The sequence below is a fragment of the Micrococcus sp. EWR3.9.1 genome, assembly GCF_052615555.1.
Window position 1 is genome coordinate 156406 of the sequence record NZ_JBQXFD010000003.1, and the last position, 18320, is coordinate 174725.

Sequence of the window (18320 nt, forward strand, 5' to 3'; positions counted from 1 at the left end):
GGGGTCATCCTCTCAAGTCGGGCGGGGGCGGCCGCCCCTCACACCGCCGAGTACGGCAGGTGGGCGGACACGCGGTACCCGGCCCCGACGCGCGGCCCCGACTCGAGCGTCCCGCCGAACAGGGCCGTCCGCTCGGCGGCCCCCCGCAGACCCTGGCCGCTGCCCCGGGTGGCGGGGTCGGCGGCGGCGCCGCAGCCGTCGTCGTCGATCTGCAGGTCCAGGCCGCGCGCCGTCCAGGCGAGCGTGACGAACGCGTCCGCGTCCGGCCCGCCGTGGCGCAGCGTGTTGGTCAGCGCCTCCTGCACGATCCGGTACGCGGCCAACTCGCCTCCCGCCGGCAGCGCACGGCGGGGCGTGCCGGTCTCGAGCAGGGACACCTCGAGTCCGGAGAGGCGCATCGTCTCCACGAGCGCGGGCAGGTCCGCGAGCCGCGGCTGGGGCCGGCGGGTGCCGCGGCCGTCGGGGGAGGCGACGACGTCGGGACGCGTCCCGGCGGCGTCCGCGCGGTCCGGTGCGGGGTCGGCAGGCCGTGCGGGGTCGGCAGGCCGTGCGGGGGCGCCGTCGGCGGCGGGCCGCCGGGCGTCGTCGTCGGTCACGCCGGGCACCCCGGCCACGGTCTCGCCGGTCTCGCGGAGCACGCCGAGCAGCTGGCGCATGTCCGCGAGCGCGGAGCGGCCGGTCTGGCCGATGGTCTCGAGCGCGGTGACCGCGAGCGCGGGCTTGGCGGCGGCGGCGTACCGGGCGCCGTCGGCCTGGGAGATGACCACCTGCAGGGAGTGGGCGACGATGTCGTGCATCTCCCGGGCGATGTGGCTGCGCTCGTCGGCGGCGGCGAGCTCGCGCTCCTGCCGGGACTGCACCTCGAGGCGGTGGGCGCGGTCCTCGAGGGCGCGCACGGCGAGGCGGCGGTTGCGCACGACGTCGCCGAACGCCCACGCGGTGAGCACCACGAGCCCGCAGCCGATCGCCATGATGACCATGGCCAGCGGCTCCGCGGGGGAGCGGACGGTGAGGCCGTCGGGCGTGACGAACTGCGCCGGGAACAGCCACACCTTCACCCCGTTGGCCACGCCGCCGGCCAGCCCCGTGAGGAGCCCGGCCACGGAGATGCTCCGGGGCGCGTTCGCGGCGAGGTTGTAGACGGTGAGCGGCACCATCAGCAGGGACATGCTGAACTCGGGCCCGGCGAGCAGGTGCAGGACGGCCGCGGCCGTCACGACGGCGGCCGAGGCCACCGGGCGCACCCGGCGCACGGCCCACGGCAGGACCATGCCGGCCCCGGCCAGGAGGGAGACGGCCGTCTGCCTGCCCTGGGGGTCCGGGGCGACCATCGGCCCGAGCGCGATCCACGGGAGCGCCACGAGTACGGTGAACAGGGCTGCGGCGGCCATCACGTCCGTGCGCACGGGGTGCAGGCGCGTCCACTGGTCGAGGCGGCGCAGGGGGTTCACGCGGGCCAGCCTAGGCCGCAGGCCGAGGGGCCGGCGTCAGTCCGCGGGATGATCCGGGACGGTCCTCAGGGCGCGAGGGAGGCGAGGACGTCGGCGGCCGGCGCCTCCCGGACCCGGTGCGCCTCGGTGCCGGCCCACAGGTGGACGCGCTCGAGGTCGCCGGCGGCCGCGGCGGCGGCGCGCAGCCCCTTCGTCAGGACGTTGACCTCGGGGTACGCGGCGGGGGCGTCCGGGTGCTCCGCCATGAACGCGGTGACCAGCGACCGCGCCCACCGCCCCGTGTAGGCGCGGGTCAGGCCGGTGCGGGCCCGGCCGTCGTCAGCGGAGAAGCGTGTCCCGGCCGCACACGCCGCGACGGCGGCCCGGTGCGCCGCCGAGGTGCCCGCCTCCGGGGTGAGGAGGAACGCGGTGCCGGCCGAGACGGCGTCCGCGCCGGCGGTCAGCAGGGCGCGCACGTCCTCGGCGGTGCCCACGCCGCCGGCGGCCACCACGGGCGCGGCGCTCGCGGCCCCCGTCCCGACGACGTCGCGCACCGCCGCCAGCACCGTCGGCAGCTCGGCGCGGGTCGGCTCCGCAGCCGGGTCCGACGTGCCCCGGTGCCCACCGGCGCGGTGGCCCTGCACCACGAGGAACGCGGCTCCGTGCTCGAGGGCGGCCCGCGCCTCGGCCGCGTCCGTCACGGTGGCCCCGGTCGGGACGCCCGCCTCGGCCAGCCGGGCGAACACGTCCGCGGCCGGCAGGCCGAACGTGAAGGAGACCAGCGGCCACGCCTGCTCCTCGGCGGCGGTGAGCAGGGCGTCGAAGTCGGCCCGTTCGGCGTCCGGGTCCGGGACGACGTCCGCGGCGGTGGGCAGGCCGGCGGCGCCGTCGGCCGTCAGGCCCGCCCGGTACGCGGCGACGGCCGCCGTCCGCGCCGACCGTGCGGCCGCGGTGCGTGCGGCGGCGGGGATCGCCGTGTTCACCGCGTCCGGGACGAACAGGTTCACGCCCCAGCGGTCCGGCCCCTCCGCGCCCAGCAGCGCGCGCAGCGCGTCCACCTGCGCGCGCATCTGCACGGCCGTCCGCATGCCGCCGGCGAGGAACCCGCCGCCGCCGGCGCCCACGACGGCGGCCACCAGCTCCGGGGTCGAGGGGCCGCCGGCCATCGGGGCCACCGCCACGGGCACGGGCGGGATCAGGCGGGCGCGGGTGACGTCGTCGTGGGATGGCTGCGTCATGACCCCCAGCGTAGGGGGAGGGCCCGGACCCGCCCCGCGCCTACAGTGGGGCGGGGTACACGAGGAGAGGGAGGTGCGTCGTGGAGGTGCTGCTCGCGCTCTCGCCCATCCTGCTCACCCTCGTGCTGCTGCTCACCCGGCTGCCCGCGTGGGTGGCCCCGGCGGCCGGGACGGCCGTGGCCGTGCTGCTGGCCCTCACGGCCTTCGGCGTGGCCCCGGGCGACCTGGGCGGCGCGATCGGCGCCGGCGTGCCCACGCTGCTCGAGATCCTGGCGATCATCGCCGGCGGCATCACCCTGTCCCGCGTCATGGAGTACTCGGGCGGGCACGCGCGCCTGGCCGCGTGGCTGTCGGCGGGCAACGGCCCCACGATCGCGACCGCGCTGCTCATGGTGCACGGCGTCATCCCGTTCCTCGAGACCGTGACCGGGTTCGGCGTCTCCCTGATCGTGGGCGTGCCGCTGCTGCTGGGTCTGGGCTACACGGCGTTCCGGTCCGCGCTGATCTCCGTCCTCGCGCTCACGATCGGGCCGTGGGGGTCCATGGCGCCGGGCACGCTCATGGGCGCCCGGCTGTTCGGCCTGGACTTCCGGGAGATCGGGGTCACCGCCGCGGTGTTCAACCTGCCGGCCTGCCTGGTGGCGGGCGTGGCCACGGTGCTGCTGCTGCGCGGGGCGCGCGGCATGCGAGTCGACGCCGGCCCGGCCCGGACACTGCCCTGGCTCGGCGTCGCCGTGCTCTCCGGGGTCGCCCAGTGGGCGCTGATCCTGGGGGCGAACCTCGTGGTCGGCACCGCGCCGGCGGGCGCCGTCGCCACGTTCGTGCTCACCGTGGCCTGGCTCCTCGTGATCCGCGGCGGCCGGCTGCTGCCCGGGCCGGGGCGGGACGTGGTGCCGTACCTGACGCTCATGGCCGGCACCGTGCTGGGCACCACCGTGAAGGGCGCGTTCGGACTCGAGGGGGCGGCGGCCCTCGTGGGGACGCCGGCGCTGTGGGCGTTCGTGGCGGTGGGCGTGGGCGTGCAGCTGCTCCACCTCGACGCCGCCGCCCGCCGCCGCGTCCCCCGCGAGGCCGGGAAGCTGTGGGTGGGCACCGCCATCCCCAACGCGCTCTACGTGGCGTTCGGGCTCATCCTCTCCGCCGGCGGGGTCTCGCAGGCGCTCGCGGGCGCGCTCAGCGGGATGGGGGAGTCCTACCTGGTGGCGATGCCGTTCCTCGGTGCGTTCGCCGGCTTCATCACGGCCTCGAACACCGGGGCCATGGCCCTGATCGGCCCCCTGCAGATGGACACGGGCGCCGCCCTGGGCGTCCCCCCGCCCTGGTCCAACGGCCTGCACAACGCGGCCGCGGGCTGGGGCATCGTCGCCGGGCCCGCTCGCATCCAGGTGGCCCACGGCATGGCCGCGGGGGCGCAGTCGCCGCAGATGCCCGGCTGGGCCGTGACGCGGCGGAACCTGTTCGTGGTGCTGCTGCCGGCCATGCTCGCCGGGATCCTCGGCATGGCCGTGATGGGCTGGTTCCTGCTGCCGCGGTGACGCGCGGGGGTGGAGCGGGGCCCGGGTGGGGCGGCCCGGTTCCGTGGGCGGAAGCGGCAGGCCAGAGCGTTCCGTGGGCAGAAGTGCCCTCTCTTCTGCCCACGGAGGCGATGGGGTTGTGGGTTCTGCCCACGGAGGCGACGGGGTTGTGGGTTCTGCCCACGAAGGCGATGGGGTTGCGGGGTCTGCCCACGGAGGCGCCGGGACTGCGGTGGCCGGCCGGGCGCGGTGGCCGGCCCGGTCCGCCCCGAGGCGGGGGCCGACGTCGACCTTCGGCGGACGCGCGGCGGCCTGTGCGCCGCCTAGGCTGGGCGCCATGATCCGAGTAGTCGTGGCCGACGACCAGGCGTTGATGCGCACCGCCCTCGAGCACTTCGTGGCCCAGGCGGAGGACCTCGAGGTGGTCGGCTCCGCCGAGGACGGGGTCCAGGCCCTCGAGGCGGCCCGCACGCTGGCCCCCGACGTCGTGCTGATGGACATGCAGATGCCCCGCATGGACGGGGTCGAGGCCACCGCGCGCATCTCCGCCGAGGCCCCGGGCGTGCGCATCCTGGCGATCACCACCTTCTCTTCCGAGCAGTACCTCGTCCCCGCCCTGCGCGCCGGCGCTGCCGGCTACCTCGTGAAGGACGCCCCGCCGGCCGAGGTCGTGGACGCCGTCCGCCGGGTCCACGCCGGGGATGCCGTGTTCTCCGCCCCCGTGGCCGCCGATCTCGTGGAGGCCGTCACCGCGGCCCCCGAGCACGCCGCCCCGGGCCCGGCCGAGCCGCTCGCCCCGCACGAGCGCCTCACCGAGCGCGAGCTGGACGTGGTCCGCGAGCTCGCCAAGGGCGCCTCCAACGCGGAGATCGCCGGCGCCCTGTTCCTCGCCGAGGCCACGGTGAAGTCCCACATCGGCAAGGTCCTGGACAAGTGGCAGGTCCGCGACCGCGTGCAGATCCTCATCCGCGCCGCCCGCGCGGGCCTCGTGGACATCGGATGAGCACCGCGGCGCCCGCCCCCGCCCGGCCCACGACGACGGCGACGTCGCGCCCACCCGCCGATTCGCCCCTGGACTCCCGCCTGCCGGCGATCCTGCGCGCGGAGCCCGTCTCCCGGCACATGCGGATCGTCCTCTACGTGATCGTCGGGCTCATGGTGCTGGGGGAGATCCTCACCCTGGTGCTGGGGCCCATGGTGGCGGCCGGGCTGAGCGCCGACCCCGAACTCGCGGCCATCTTCGAGGAGGACGGCGGGCTGACGGGTGAGCGGCGGGAGCCGCTCCTGCGCTGGGTCCTGTTCCTGGCGAGTGTGCTGGTCACGCTGCTGTTCGGGTGGCAGCCCACCCTCGCGGCGGTGTTCGTGCTGCTCGGGAGCGCGTTCGGTCTGGTGGGCCTCGTGGAGACGGACCACGCGCACTTCACCCCGCAGGCGTTCAGCGGCGGGGTCATCCTCGGCGCCGCCATGGTGACCCGGTACTCGCACCGGGTGTTCGTCTGGTCCGCCCTGGGCGCCCTCATCCCCTGTTCACCGTCGCGGGCGAGGTCCTCACGGACGGCACGTGGGCGGACGAGGACAGCCTCAAGGGCGTCATGGTCGTCACGCTCATCCTCGCGCTGTGCGTGGCGGTGCCGGCCTTCATGATCCGCCGGTCCCGGCATCGGGCCCGGGACCGCGAGGCGGCCCTGCGCCGGGCCGAGGAGGCCGCCGCCTGCGCGGCGGAGGCCGAGCGGCAGCGGATCGCGGCGGAGCTGCACGACGTCGTCGCGCACGGGCTCACCGTGATCTCGATGCAGGCCGCCATGCTGCCCACCCAGAGGGACCCGGAGAAGCGGGCCGCCGCGGAGAAGGCCATCGAGCAGGCCGCCCGGCAGTCCCTCGTGGACCTGCGCCGCATGCTCACCGCCCTGCGCGGCTCCTCCCGCAACGCGCAGACGACGGAGGGGGACGCCGTCGTGGACCTGCCGGCCCGCCTCGACGAGTTCGAGGCCCGCCTGCACGCGGCCGGGTTCGCGGTGGAGCGCTCGCTGACCGAGCTGGACGAGCTGCCGCGCTCCCTGGAGCTGACCGTGCTGCGCGTGGTGCAGGAGTCGGTGACGAACATCCTCAAGCACGCCCCGCGCCGCGGCACGGTGCGCCTGACCTCGGAGCTCGAGGGCGCGGACCGCCTCGTGCTGTGCATCGCCAGCCCCATGGACGAGGGCGAGCCCCGCCGGGACCGCGTGGTGGTCGCGATGGCCAGCGGCTTCGGCCTGGCCGGCATGCGCGAGCGCGTGGCCGTGTTCGGCGGCACCCTCACGGCCGGCCCGCTGGACGGCTGCTGGGTGGTGCGCGCCGAGCTGCCGCTGCGCTGAGCCGGGGCGGCAGCCGCGTCCTCCCGCGTCCTCCCGCGTCCGGGGGCGAAAGTGGGCGGTATCCGCGCGGGATACCGCCCACTTTCGCCCCCAAAGGGACGGGGTGGGGTGGCCGACGACGGCGGCCCTCAGCCCAGCGGGACCGTCAGCTTCTCGCCGGGGGAGAGGGTGTGCTCGCGGCCGGCGATGATCATCGGCACGTCGTGCCACATGCCCTCGCCCGCGGCCACCGTCACCTCCCGCTGGGTCATGTGGATGACCACGGGCTGCTGGCGGAACCGGATGGTGAAGCGGGCGCCGGGCAGCTGGGCGGGCATGCGGGGGTGCAGCCGGACGACGTCGTCGCGCGTCTCGAGGCCCGCGTAGCAGCGGATCACCGTGTCCACGGTGCCCGCCATCAGGCCCAGGTGGATGCCCTCCTTGGTGGTGCCGCCCTGCGTGTCCGAGAGGTCCGACTCGAGGGCCTCCGTGAACAGGTCCCACGAGCGGTCCGGGTCCGTGCGGGCCGCCACCCACGCGTGCACCAGGCGGGAGAGCGTGGAGCCGTGCGTCGAGCGGGCCTCGTAGTACGTGACCATCCGCTCGAACGCCTCCTGCGGCAGCTCGTAGCCCATGCGGCGCAGGATCCGGTCCAGCTCCTCGGCGGAGAACAGGTAGCCGAGCATGAGGGTGTCGGCCTGCTTGGAGAGCTTGTACCGGTTGGTGGCGTCGCCCTCGGCCTGCAGGATCAGGTCCATGCGGCCGATGTTCCCGTACTTGGCGCGGTAGGCCTCCCAGTCGAACTCGAGCAGGTCCTGGTAGCCCTCGAACTGGGCGAGGATGCCGGCCTCCTCGCCCTCCTCGAAGAACGGCACGGTCAGGCGGGTGCTGACCTCCTCCCAGCGCTCGATCTCCTCCTCGGAGATCTCCATGAGCTCGGGCAGGCCGTCGTCGATCGTGTCCAGCCAGCGGACCAGGCGGGCGGTCTCCGCGAGCACCCACGAGGTCAGCACGTTCGTGTACGCGTTGTTGCGCAGGCCGGAGCCGGGGGTCTCGGGATAGCCGTCGTGGAACTCGTCCGGGCCCATGACGCCGTGGATCTCGTAGCGGTCCGTGACGGCGTTGTGCAGGGTCATGGACATGAAGAACCGGGAGATCTCCACGAGCATCTCCGCGCCGTAGTCCGAGATGAAGGACGTGTCCTTCGTGATCTCGATGTACCGCAGCACCGAGTAGGCGATGTCCAGGGAGACGTGCCGCTGGTTGTGGGAGTTGTCCGGCATCCACATGCGCGAGCGCGGGTTCCACAGCTCGGTGGGCGTCTCCTCGGAGCCGTCCGCGCCGGACTGCCACGGGTACATGGCGCCGGCCCAGCCCGCGGCCTGGGCGTTGGCGCGGGCCTCGTTGAGACGCCGGTAGCGGTACATCAGCAGGCCGCGGGTGATCTCGGGGCGGCGCAGCGTGAGCATGGGGTAGACGTAGATCTCGTCCCAGAAGATGTGGCCGCGGTAGCCCTCGCCGTGCAGGCCGCGCGCCCCCACGGAGGCGTCCAGGTCCCGGCGGCGGCCGTAGGCCGTCTGGAGCACGTGGAACGTGTGCAGGTTCAGCGCGAGCTGCTGGCGCAGCGACGCGCCGTCCTTGCCCATCGGGACCGCCGACCCCACCGGGGCCGAGTGGCCGGCGGCGACGACGGGCGGCGCGTACTCGCCGCCGGTCTCCGCCGCCGTGGAGCGGCGGTGGTGCCGGTACGGCTCGGCCAGGTCGATGCGCACGGAGAACCGGTCCCAGTTGGTGCCCCAGCGCTGCTCGTGCAGGGTCAGCAGGTTGCGGAAGTTCTGGGCGCGCTGGGCGTCCTTCACCGCCGACTCCCACACGGAGGCGCTGGCGTGGTCGTGGCTCGTGGCGACGGCGGCGACCTTCTCCAGCACGAGCGGCACGCCCTCGTCCACGTGGAGGAGGATGTCCTGGCCGACCACCAGGTCCGAGCCGTCCACGGGGCGGCGGATGGGCTCGTGGTGGCCCACCGGCGCCACCTGGCGGGTGCGGGTGGCCACGGCCACGTGGATGCCGGACTGGTTGGTGGCGGTCTCGAGCAGGACGGTCTCGCCGTCGATCTCCCGGGCCTGGACCGGCTCGAGGTGCTGGTTGGCGAGGGTGCGGTCGTCGGAGACGTTGAGGTTGGCCACGCGGCCCTCGATCTTCGAGCGCACCGTGAGGTCCCCGGACCAGTTCTCCGCCACGACGGTCAGCTCGATCGCGGCGAGGTGCCGGTTGGCCAGCGAGGTGAACTGTCGGGTGTGGACCGTGGTGCGCCGGCCCTGCTCGTCCTCGAAGGTCATGGTGCGGGAGAGCACGCCGCGGCGCAGGTCCATCTCCTGGCCGTACTCCACGAGGTTCTCCTCACCCGGCAGCAGCGGGCGGCCGTGGCGCGGGGTCACCACGAGCGGGGTCCAGTCCTGGATGTTGACCATGTGCTCGGTCTCCACGACCCGGCCCTGGACCATCGAGGTCAGCCGGTTGAACACCCCGGCCATGTAGGTGCCGGGGTAGTGGACGGAGGAGATGCGCGTGCCGGGCACGGCGCCGCGGGTGCCCCAGTACCCGTTGGCCAGGGTGGACAGGACCTCGCGGGTGCCCTCGGAGGCCGGGTCGAAGTGGTCCCAGCGCAGCACCCACGCGGGGTCGAACGGGGTGGTGGTGCGGTCCTCCAGATGCAGGGTCCCGTAGTCCTGGACCACCAGGTGGGCGCCGGCCGCCTTGAGCCGGCCCTTGCCGAGCTCGGGTTCGCGGTCCACGCCGATCACGAGGCCGAAGCGGCCGTCCGCGGCGGCCTTCACACCGGAGACGGCGTCCTCGAGGACCATCGCGTCCGCGACGTCGACGCCCAGCTCGCGGGCGGCCTCCCAGAACATCGCCGGGTCCGGCTTGCCCGGCAGACCGCGCTCGACGGCGGTGTTCCCGTCCACGATCACGGGGAAGAAGTCCAGCACGCCGCCGGCCGTGAGCACGGCGCGGGAGTTCTTGGAGCTGGTGACCAGTGCGACCGGCACACCCTTGGCCCGCAGCCGCTCGAGGAGGTCCTGGGCCTCCGGGAACACGCGGACGCCGTCGCGCTCGAGGACCTGCTCGAAGTAGCCCTGCTTGCGCTCGGCGAGGGCGAGGACGGTCAGCTCCGGGGCGGCGTCCGCCTCGGGGGCGTCGGCCTCCGGCACCCTCAGGCCGCGGGAGGCGAAGAACGTGCGGACCCCGTCCTCGCGGGGGCGCCCGTCCACGTGGTGCAGGTAGTCGGCGGCGGCGTCGAAGGGACGCAGCACGTCCGGGTCCGCGGCGACGACGGCGGCGTTGGCGGGCAGCGCGCCCACGGCGGGCAGCGCCCCGTCGAAGAGCTCCTTCCACGCCTGCGCGTGCACGCCGGCGGTGTCCGTGATGACCCCGTCCATGTCGAAGATGACGGCGCGGTAGCGGCGGAGCCGGTGACGGCGGGCGTTCAGGTCCTGCGGAGCGGCGGGGGTGAGCGTCTGCGACATGGGAACCAGCCTACGGGCGGGGAAGTGGGGCCGCACGGGGAGTGCCGCGGCGATGGTCACCGCAGCGAGCGCGCCGTCGTTCCGGCCGACCGCACCGCAGCGACATCACAGCGGTTCTCAGCTGCGGTGATGTCGCTGCGGCGCGGTGGGTTCCGGGAATAGGGTCGTGCCGACGGGGCGGACGTGTGCCCCCGCGCGCCGGAAGCGTGGCCCGGGAACGAGCAGGACACACTCGGCGGAGATGGCCGGGGGGCGAAGGGCTCATGAACTGGATGATGAGCAAGTGATGGATGCGAAGCCGACGCGGTTGCGGAAGAAGGCGACGCGGGAGGAGATCCTGGCGAGTCTGCCGGTGCAGGCGCGGGTGCGTCCGTCGCGGTGGTTGCTCCTGTGGCTGATCGTCGTGGTGTGCATCGCGGTGTTCGTGTGGGTGATCTTCCGGCCGCCGGAGGATGTCTCGGCCGGGTTCGGGGTGTGGCGTGTGGCGTCGTTCATCGGGTTGGCGCTGGCGTTGGCGGTGCTTCCCGCCGCGACGATGGGTCTGTTCCGGCCTCGGCATGTCACGTTCGATGAGCGACGGGTGTGGACGCGGGACTGGTCCGTGGACTGGGCGGACGTGAAGGAAGTCCGTGCTGTGGCGCCAGAGTCGGAGCACACGATGAAGGTGGCGCTCAAGGTGGACGAGCGGCTGTGGAACGAGGGTGGTCTGCGCAAGGCCAACCGGTGGGACTCGGGACGGCCGTTGCAGGGTGGCGGGTTGACCCGTGCGCAACCGCTCGTGCTCACGCAACCCGCGCTCGCGCCGTCGGCTCTGACGCTGCTGCAGGTCTTCGTCGAGTTGAAGAAGCGGAACCGCCGGGCGGGGAGCCCGCGGTGACGCGCCCCGGCCCCCGTCACCGCCGGGTCAGCAGTGTGAGCACCTCCGCGTGCAGGGTCTGCGGGAACATGTCGAACACCTGCACCCGCGCCACCCGATAGCTCGGCATCCGGGCCAGGTCCTGTGCCAGCGTCGTCGGGTTGCAGCTCGAGTACAGCACGGTGGGCGCGCCCGAGTCCTCCAGCGCGTCGGCCAGCTCGGCGCCGATGCCCCGCCGCGGCGGATTCACGACGACGGCGTCCGGGCGGGACCGCCGTTTCTCGAACGAAAGCGCCTCCGGAGCCCGCCGTTTCTCGAACGAAAGCGCGGAGGTGGCGTCGCCGGCGGAGAAGCGCACCCGGTCGGCCAGGCCGAGCTCCGCGGCCGTCTCCCGGGCCGCGGCCACCGCCTCGGCGGAGGACTCCATGCCCCACACGTCCCGCACGCCGGCCCGGGCCAGGTGGAACGCGAACCCGCCCACCCCGCAGTACAGGTCCCACGCCGCCGCCGGCAGGCCGGCCTCGGCGACCCACGCCGCCGCCGTCGCGTACAGCCCCTCGGTCACCGCGGTGTTCGTCTGGAAGAACCCCTGCGGGCGCAGCCGCAGGCCCACCCCGTTGAGCCGCATGGTCAGCGTCGGCCCGCCGGCGAGCACGATCTCCTCGTCGCCCTCGGGCAGGGCCACGTGCTCGGGCAGCAGGTTCGCGCTCACCACGGCGGCGGGTGTCCCGCGCGCCGCGAGGTCATCCAGCAGCCCCGGCACCGCCGCGCGCAGCGCGTCCAGCCGGTCGGCGGAGCGCAGCACGAACCGGACCATCGCCTCCCGGTCGGGGGAGAGCGTCACGATCACGTTCTTCAGCTCGCCCGTGCGGGCGGCGACGTCGTAGGGCTCCAGCCCGGCCGCCGTCACCGCCGCCGCGCACGCGTCGAACACGCCTTCCATGCCGGCCTCGTACAGGCCGCAGTCGCGCAGGTCCACGCCGGCGCCGTCGTGATGCCGGGGGTGCTGGCGCGGGTCCAGGATGCCCAGCCGCGGCGCCGCCGCCGACCCCGTGACCACGAGCTTCGCCTTGTTCCGGAATCCGGCCTCCGCGGAGGCGAACGGCTCGGCCACGACCGTGTCCGCGTCGACCGCGTCCGCCAGGGCGGCCAGCACCGCGGCCTGCTTGTCCGCGAGCTGCCGGGCGTACGGCACGCCCATCAGTGGGCAGGAACGGCACTCGCCGACGTCGAAGTGGGGGCACTGCACGGGCGTCGCCTCAGCCCTCGAGGCTGACCCGCAGGCCGGGCCGGTCCAGGCGGATCGCGAGCTGCTCGAGGGCCAGCTCGGCGGCCGCGGCCAGGTCCGCGTCCACGTCCATCACCATGCCGGTGAGCACGGGCAGGGCCGACTCGAGGTCCTCGGGGCGGGCGAGGGCGCCCAGCGCGGACGCGGCCGACGCGCGGACCTCCGGGTCCGGGTCGGCACAGCCGGCCCGCACCGCGTCCACGAGGGCGCGGTCGACGGCGGCGTCGCGGCGCAGCGAGCCGGCTCGGGAGGCGAGCACGAGGTGGGCCGCCGAGCGGACGTCCGCCTCGGGGGCGGTGAGCGCCCCGGTCAGGGCGGGCAGCGCGCTGCGGTGCCACGCGTGCATCAGGGCCAGCGCGCCGGTCGCGGCGGGGCTGAGGTCGCCGTCGTCGCCGGTGAGGGCGCGGGCGGCGCCCGAGGTGACGTCATCCGGGGTGGCCGCGCCGGTCATCAGGCGCACCGCCAGCCCGGCGACGGCGGCCTCCCCGCGCTCGGCGACGGCGGCCTCGGTGCGGCGGCGCAGGCGGTCGTGCGGGGTCTGGGGCTCCGCGGGCAGGGGGAGACGGTCGAAGGCGGTCATGGGTCCATTGTCCCCCGTGCGCGGACCCGCCTGAGGCGTGGCCGGGAGGTTCCCCGCAGACTCCTGGACGGGGCGTGACCGGCCGCACAGGGCCCGGACTCGGGTGATACGTTCGACGGCATGAGACCCCCCGGAGCCCTCGCCCTCGAATTCCGGGCGGACAGCTTCGATCATCCCACCGGCCTGGTGGACGCCGGCACCGTCATCTCCTGGATCGAGAAGGCCGGCTACGCCGTCGCGGCGAGTTGGGCCGGGACGTTCGTGCGTGCCCGCTACGTGGGGCACACCCAGTTCCGGCACCCCGTGCCGGTGGACCGCCGCGCTGTGGTGCAGGCGCGCGTGGTCCACACGGACGGCGCCGAGGTGCACGTCCAGACCCGCCTGCTGCTGCCGGAGATCCGCGACGACGACGGCGACCCCGTGGTCGCCACCTCGTCCCTCGTGGTCTACGCCGCGGAGGAGGGCGGGGTGCCCGTGACCGTGCCGGTCTGGGAGCCCTCGACCCCCGGCCAGATCGAGCGCGACGAACAGGCCCGCCGCTCCACCGTGGCCCGCCGCGCCGTCGAGCGCGGCATGGCCCGACTGCCGTTCCCCGCGCCCGGGGAGGCCCCCGAGGAGATGAGCACCCTCGCGTTCCTGGCCCCCAACGCGGAGGCCACCGTGGGCGGCACCATCAACGCGGGCGCGATCCTGCGCTGGGTGGATGAGGCGGCCGCCGTCTGCGCCGCCCGCTGGACCGGCCATGAATCCGTGGTCGCGGTGTTCGGCGGCGGTGTGCGCTTCGTGCGGAACATCCACGTGGGCGACCTCGTGCGCGTGGAGGCCCTCCTGGTGAACACCACGGAGCGGTCCATGCATGTGGCGCTGCGCGTCTACGCGAGCCGACGCACCGGGGCGGAGTCCCGCCTGGTGGCACACTCGATCGCCGTCATGGTGGACGTCTCCGCGGAGGACCAGGCCCAGCGGGTGCGGCAGTACGTCCCCGAGAGCGAGAGCGCCCGGAGGCTGCAGGAGACGGCGATCGAACTCGTGCGCATGCGCTCCGAGGTGAGCGCGGCCTGGACCGAGATGCGCCGCTCGACCGATCCGCGCTGACGGGGCCCTGAGTAGACTGAGCGAATGCGTCGACCGTCCCTGCCGTCCCTGTCCCGCCTGCCGGTCCGTCGTCTCCTCCGGGGAGCGGCCGTGGCCGCGGGCGTCGGTCTCGTGGGACTGCCGCTGACGGTCGCCGCCGGGCTCACCGGCGTGGACATGGTCAAGCGCGGCGGCCGAGTGCGCCGACCCGCGCCGAACCCCGGCGTGTTTGACGCCCACGTGGAGGGCTCCGAGCTGCGCATCTTCACCTCGGGTGAGGACCTCTACAAGGAGATGATCGCCGCGATCGACGGAGCGCAGCGGATCATCAAGTTCGAGACCTACATCTGGAAGAGCGACCCCACGGGCCAGCGGTTCATGGACGCCTTCAACCGGGCGGCCGCGCGCGGCGTGGAGGTCTACGTCTCCTATGACGGGTTCGGGAACCTCGTGGTCCCGCCCCGCTTCTACCGTCAGCTGGACCCGCGCATCCACGTGTTCCGGCTGCCGGCCTTCGCCCGCCCGATCTGGCGAGGCGTGGTCCGGCACAGCGGGTTCAACCACTCGAAGATCATGGTGGTGGACGACGAGGTCGGCTTCGCCGGCGGCTTCAACATCGGCGACGACTACGCCCGCCTGTGGCGGGACACCCACGTGCGTGAGCGCGGCCCGGCGGTGTGGGCGCTGGGCCAGTCGATCTCCATCAAGTGGAACGCCCACCACCGCGCGGGCGAGCAGATGTCCTGGCGCCCCCCGGACACGTGGGACCCGCGCGTCACCGTGGCCGCGAACCAGCCGCCGCTCCTGGTCTACCCGATCCGGCTGAGCTACCTCGACGCCATCCAGCGGGCGCAGCACCGCATCCTCATCAACACGCCGTACTTCATCCCGGACCAGCAGGTCCTCGAGGCGCTGCTGCACGCGGCCCGGCGCGGGGTGGACGTGCAGGTGATGGTGCCGGAGGACTCCAACCACATCGTGGCGGACTGGGCCTCGCGCGGCTTCTTCGGGAAGATGCTCGAGGCCGGCATCACGATCCTGCTGTACAGGGCCAGCATGATCCACGCGAAGACCGCCACCGTGGACGGCATCTGGTCCACCGTGGGCTCGGCCAACGTCGACCGCCTCTCCCTGGGCTTCAACTACGAGTCCAACGTGGTGGTCGTGGACCGCGACTTCGCCGCCCGGATGGAGGAGATCTTCGCTCTCGACGCCCAGCGGGCCGTCCGGATCGACACCCCGCGCTGGGAGGACCGTCACGGCCTCGCCCGCGTGGTCGAGGCCCTGCTGGTACCACTGCGTCCCCTGCTCTGAGGACCCCGGGCGCTGAGCCAGACGTTTCTGCAGTTCTGACGCCCGATCCGCAGCGGAATCATCTGGCTCACGCCCCCCGCCGCGTGAGCCAGACGTTTCTGCCGTTCTGACGCCCGATCCGCAGCGGAATCATCTGGCTCACGCCCCCTGGCGACGTCTCCCGACCGTGCCGTCCCTTCCCGTCGCCGCCCGGGCTCACCCTCTCTCTTGCATACCCCTGGGGGTATACCCTACGCTCGTTCTCGACATACCCCAGGGGGTATCGGATGGACATCGAGACCCCCCGACCCGGAGGAGAACCATGCTGCTCGAGCGCATCTACGACGAGGACCTCGCCCAGGCCAGCTACGTGATCGGCTGCCAGGCGAAGAACGAGGCGATGGTGGTGGACCCCCGCCGCGACATCCAGGTGTACCTGGACCTGGCCGCCAAGAACGGCATGACCATCACCCACGTGACCGAGACCCACATCCACGCGGACTACCTCTCCGGCACCCGCGAGCTGGCCCACGCCACCGGCGCCCAGATCCACCTGTCCGGCGAGGGCGGCGAGGACTGGGCCTACGGCTTCGAGGGCAACCTCCTCAAGGACGGCGACACGGTGACGCTCGGCAACATCACCGTCGAGGCCGTGCACACCCCGGGCCACACCCCCGAGCACCTGTCCTTCCTCGTCACCGACGGCGCCTTCGCGGACGCCCCGGGCTACATGCTCACCGGCGACTTCGTGTTCTCCGGCGACCTCGGCCGCCCGGACCTGCTGGACGAGGCCGCCGGCGGCGTCGACACCCGCTTCGAGGGCGCCCAGCAGCTCTTCGCCTCCCTCAAGGCGAAGTTCCTGACCCTCCCGGACCACGTGCAGGTGTTCCCGGCCCACGGCGCCGGCTCCGCCTGCGGCAAGGCACTCGGCGCGCTGCCCTCCACCACGGTCGGCTACGAGCGCAAGTACGCGTGGTGGTCCGACTACCTGAAGAACGACGACGAGCAGGGCTTCATCGACGAGCTGCTCGACGGCCAGCCCGACGCCCACGCCTACTTCGCCCGCATGAAGCGCCAGAACAAGCAGGGGCCAGCCATCCTGGGCGAGCTGCCCGAGCTCGAGGAGCTGGACGCCGGGGGCGTGCAGGCGACGCTCGCCGAGGGCGCCGTGTTCGCGGACACCCGCGGTGTGGACGAGATCCTCGCCGGCACCGTGCCGGGCGCGCTGGCCTTTCCGTCCCGCGGCAAGGTCGCCACGCACGCCGGCTGGGCCTACGACCCGGAGAGCGACGACGCCGCCCTCGTCCTGCTCGCCGAGGACCGCGAGGACGCGCACACGATGCGCGACCACATGATCCGCGTGGGCGTCGACGCCGCCGCCGCGTTCACCACCTCCGTGGACGGCCTCACGTTGGAGCCGGTGCCCACCGTGCAGGCCGACGAGCTGCGGTCCCGCATCGAGGCCGGCGAGGTCGGCGCGGAGCAGGACACCGTGCTGGTGGACGTGCGCAACAAGACCGAGTTCTCCCACGGCACCGTGGCGGACGCCCGGCAGCTGAACGCCGGCAAGGTGCTCTTCCACCAGGAGGAGCTGCCGAAGGACAAGACCCTGGTGACCTTCTGCCAGTCCGGCCTGCGCAACATCGTGGCCGCCCAGGCGCTGCGCCGCGCCGGGTTCGACGTGATCGAGCTCGAGGGCAGCTACGCCGCCTGGCAGCAGTCCTGACACACCCCCAGACCAACCCCGAGGAGCCCCTCCCATGAGCGTCACCCTGTCCCCCGTCGCCCCGCGCGACCTGAAGGCCGAGCTGGCCGCCCGCCCCGACGCCGTCGTGCTGGACGTGCGCACCCCCGGCGAGTTCGAGACCGAGCACATCGCCGGCTCCTACAACGTGCCGCTGGACCTGCTCCAGGAGCACGCGGACGAGGTCGCCGCCCGCCTGGACGGCACCGCGGTGCTCGTCTGCCAGTCCGGCAGCCGGGCCGGCACCGCCCAGGACCGTCTGGCCCAGGCCGGCTTCACCTCCGCGCGCGTCCTGCAGGGCGGCATCTCCGCCTACGCCGAGGCCGGCGGCGAGGTCGTCCGCAGCGGCAACCGCTGGTCCATGGACCGTCAGGTCCGCATGACCGCCGGGTCCATCGCGCTGGTCGGGGCCGTGGCCTCCCAGGTCGGCTCGAAGCGGTTCGGCCTCATCCCCGCCGCGATCGGCGCGGGCCTGTCCTTCTCCGCCGTGTCCAACACGTGCGCCATGGCGTCCGTGCTGGCCAAGATGCCGTGGAACCGCCCCGCGCAGGAGCGCTCCGCGGGCGACGTGATCGGCCGCATCCCCACCGGCGCGGGGAAGCGGAGCTGACCCGTGATGTGGATCGTCCTCGCCCTGGCCCTCGTGGTCGGCCTGCTGCTCGGCCTCATGGGTGGCGGCGGGTCGATCCTGATGGTGCCCCTGCTGACGTACGTGGCCGGCCTCGAGCCGAAGCAGGCCATCGCGGGCTCCCTGTTCGTGGTGGGTGTGACCTCGCTGGTCTCAGTGCTGCTGCACTCGCGGCACGGCACCGTCCGGTGGCGCACCGGCCTGATCTTCGGCGCGGCCTCGATGGTGGGTGCCCTCCTGGGCGGCGTCGTCGGCGGCTTCCTGCCGGGGACCCTGCTGCTGATCGCCTTCGCGGTGATGATGCTCTTCACGGCGTGGGCCATGATCCGGCCCAAGAAGACGCAGCCGGCGGCCGCCCCCTCAGTGGAGGCCTCGGCTGACGTCGAGCCCCGCCGCCACCCGCTCGGGAAGATCCTGCTGGAGGGCGTCGTCGTCGGCTTCGTCACGGGCATCGTCGGCGCCGGCGGCGGGTTCCTCGTGGTCCCTGCGCTGGTCCTGCTCGGCGGCCTGCCGATGTCCGCTGCGGTGGGCACGTCCCTGCTGGTGATCGCCATGAAGTCCTTCGCGGGCCTCGGCGGCTACCTGACCAGCGTGACGCTGCCGTGGGACCTGCTGCTGTGGGTCACCGGTGTGGCCGTGGTCGGTGCGCTGATCGGCGTTCCGCTCATGAAGCGGGTCCCGGAGAAGGCGCTGAAGAAGGGCTTCGGCTGGTTCGTGCTGGCCATGGGCCTGGTGATCCTCGTCCGGGAGCTCATCGGTCTCCTCGTGTGACATCCGGCGACGTCGCCGGATACCCCTGGGGATATGATTCCCCT

15 protein-coding genes are annotated in these 18320 nt (G+C 73.9%); 10 read left to right on the forward strand and 5 right to left on the reverse strand.

Annotated elements, in window-relative coordinates:
• Positions 1–38: 38 nt before the first annotated feature.
• Complete coding sequence (locus tag ACUJ8O_RS03440; protein WP_366365681.1) at positions 39–1451, reverse strand: sensor histidine kinase; 1413 nt, start codon at positions 1449–1451, stop codon at positions 39–41.
• A gap of 65 nt (positions 1452–1516) precedes the next feature.
• Positions 1517–2668: an NAD(P)H-dependent flavin oxidoreductase gene (locus tag ACUJ8O_RS03445; RefSeq protein WP_158184722.1), complete on the reverse strand. Its 1152-nt coding sequence runs from the start codon at positions 2666–2668 to the stop codon at positions 1517–1519.
• An 80-nt stretch (positions 2669–2748) separates the two neighbouring features.
• Here ACUJ8O_RS03445 and ACUJ8O_RS03450 point away from each other — a divergent pair, with 80 nt between their 5' ends.
• From ACUJ8O_RS03450 to ACUJ8O_RS03465, 4 genes are all read left to right on the forward strand, one after another.
• Positions 2749–4203, forward strand: coding sequence for an L-lactate permease (locus tag ACUJ8O_RS03450; RefSeq protein ID WP_049147037.1), 1455 nt, complete (start codon positions 2749–2751; stop codon positions 4201–4203).
• A 316-nt stretch (positions 4204–4519) separates the two neighbouring features.
• On the forward strand, positions 4520–5185 hold the full coding sequence (locus ACUJ8O_RS03455; protein WP_135101454.1) for a response regulator transcription factor: 666 nt from the start codon (positions 4520–4522) through the stop codon (positions 5183–5185).
• Complete coding sequence (locus tag ACUJ8O_RS03460; RefSeq protein ID WP_135101456.1) at positions 5182–5826, forward strand: hypothetical protein; 645 nt, start codon at positions 5182–5184, stop codon at positions 5824–5826. Before ACUJ8O_RS03455 ends, ACUJ8O_RS03460 begins: the two co-directional genes overlap by 4 nt.
• Positions 5775–6536, forward strand: a complete 762-nt coding sequence (locus ACUJ8O_RS03465; RefSeq protein WP_135101458.1) for a sensor histidine kinase — start codon at positions 5775–5777, stop codon at positions 6534–6536. The genes ACUJ8O_RS03460 and ACUJ8O_RS03465 overlap by 52 nt, the downstream gene beginning before the upstream one ends.
• 128 nt (positions 6537–6664) lie before the next feature.
• On the opposite strand, the gene ACUJ8O_RS03470 is transcribed toward ACUJ8O_RS03465, so the two are convergent.
• Complete coding sequence (locus tag ACUJ8O_RS03470; RefSeq protein ID WP_371506699.1) at positions 6665–10042, reverse strand: beta-phosphoglucomutase family hydrolase; 3378 nt, start codon at positions 10040–10042, stop codon at positions 6665–6667.
• Between the two features lie 286 nt (positions 10043–10328).
• On the opposite strand from ACUJ8O_RS03470, the gene ACUJ8O_RS03475 reads away from it, so the two are divergent.
• A complete protein-coding gene (locus tag ACUJ8O_RS03475) occupies positions 10329–10919 on the forward strand; it encodes a hypothetical protein (protein WP_036339378.1) in 591 nt (196 codons plus the stop codon).
• A 16-nt stretch (positions 10920–10935) separates the two neighbouring features.
• On the opposite strand, the gene rlmC is transcribed toward ACUJ8O_RS03475, so the two are convergent.
• Both rlmC and ACUJ8O_RS03485 read right to left on the reverse strand, forming a co-directional pair.
• Positions 10936–12147 (reverse strand): 23S rRNA (uracil(747)-C(5))-methyltransferase RlmC, encoded by a 1212-nt coding sequence (gene rlmC / locus ACUJ8O_RS03480; RefSeq protein ID WP_036339363.1) that lies wholly within the window; start codon positions 12145–12147, stop codon positions 10936–10938.
• 10 nt (positions 12148–12157) lie between these two features.
• Positions 12158–12766, reverse strand: a complete 609-nt coding sequence (locus tag ACUJ8O_RS03485; RefSeq protein ID WP_036339366.1) for a HEAT repeat domain-containing protein — start codon at positions 12764–12766, stop codon at positions 12158–12160.
• Positions 12767–12886: 120 nt separating this feature from the next.
• Between ACUJ8O_RS03485 and ACUJ8O_RS03490 the strand changes: the two genes are divergently transcribed.
• The 5 genes from ACUJ8O_RS03490 (at position 12887) to ACUJ8O_RS03510 (ending at position 18276) form a co-directional block, all read left to right on the forward strand.
• Positions 12887–13861 carry an acyl-CoA thioesterase gene (locus ACUJ8O_RS03490; protein WP_158184719.1) on the forward strand — a complete coding sequence of 325 codons (975 nt, stop codon included), beginning with the start codon at positions 12887–12889 and terminating at the stop codon, positions 13859–13861.
• 24 nt (positions 13862–13885) lie between these two features.
• Entirely contained in the window at positions 13886–15154 is a 1269-nt protein-coding gene (locus tag ACUJ8O_RS03495) for a phospholipase D-like domain-containing protein (RefSeq protein WP_371506698.1), read from the forward strand.
• Between the two features lie 301 nt (positions 15155–15455).
• Complete coding sequence (locus tag ACUJ8O_RS03500; protein WP_036384546.1) at positions 15456–16859, forward strand: MBL fold metallo-hydrolase; 1404 nt, start codon at positions 15456–15458, stop codon at positions 16857–16859.
• A gap of 34 nt (positions 16860–16893) precedes the next feature.
• On the forward strand, positions 16894–17487 hold the full coding sequence (locus tag ACUJ8O_RS03505; RefSeq protein WP_052007121.1) for a rhodanese-like domain-containing protein: 594 nt from the start codon (positions 16894–16896) through the stop codon (positions 17485–17487).
• A 6-nt stretch (positions 17488–17493) separates the two neighbouring features.
• Positions 17494–18276: a sulfite exporter TauE/SafE family protein gene (locus tag ACUJ8O_RS03510; protein ID WP_080696032.1), complete on the forward strand. Its 783-nt coding sequence runs from the start codon at positions 17494–17496 to the stop codon at positions 18274–18276.
• Positions 18277–18320: the final 44 nt, after the last annotated feature.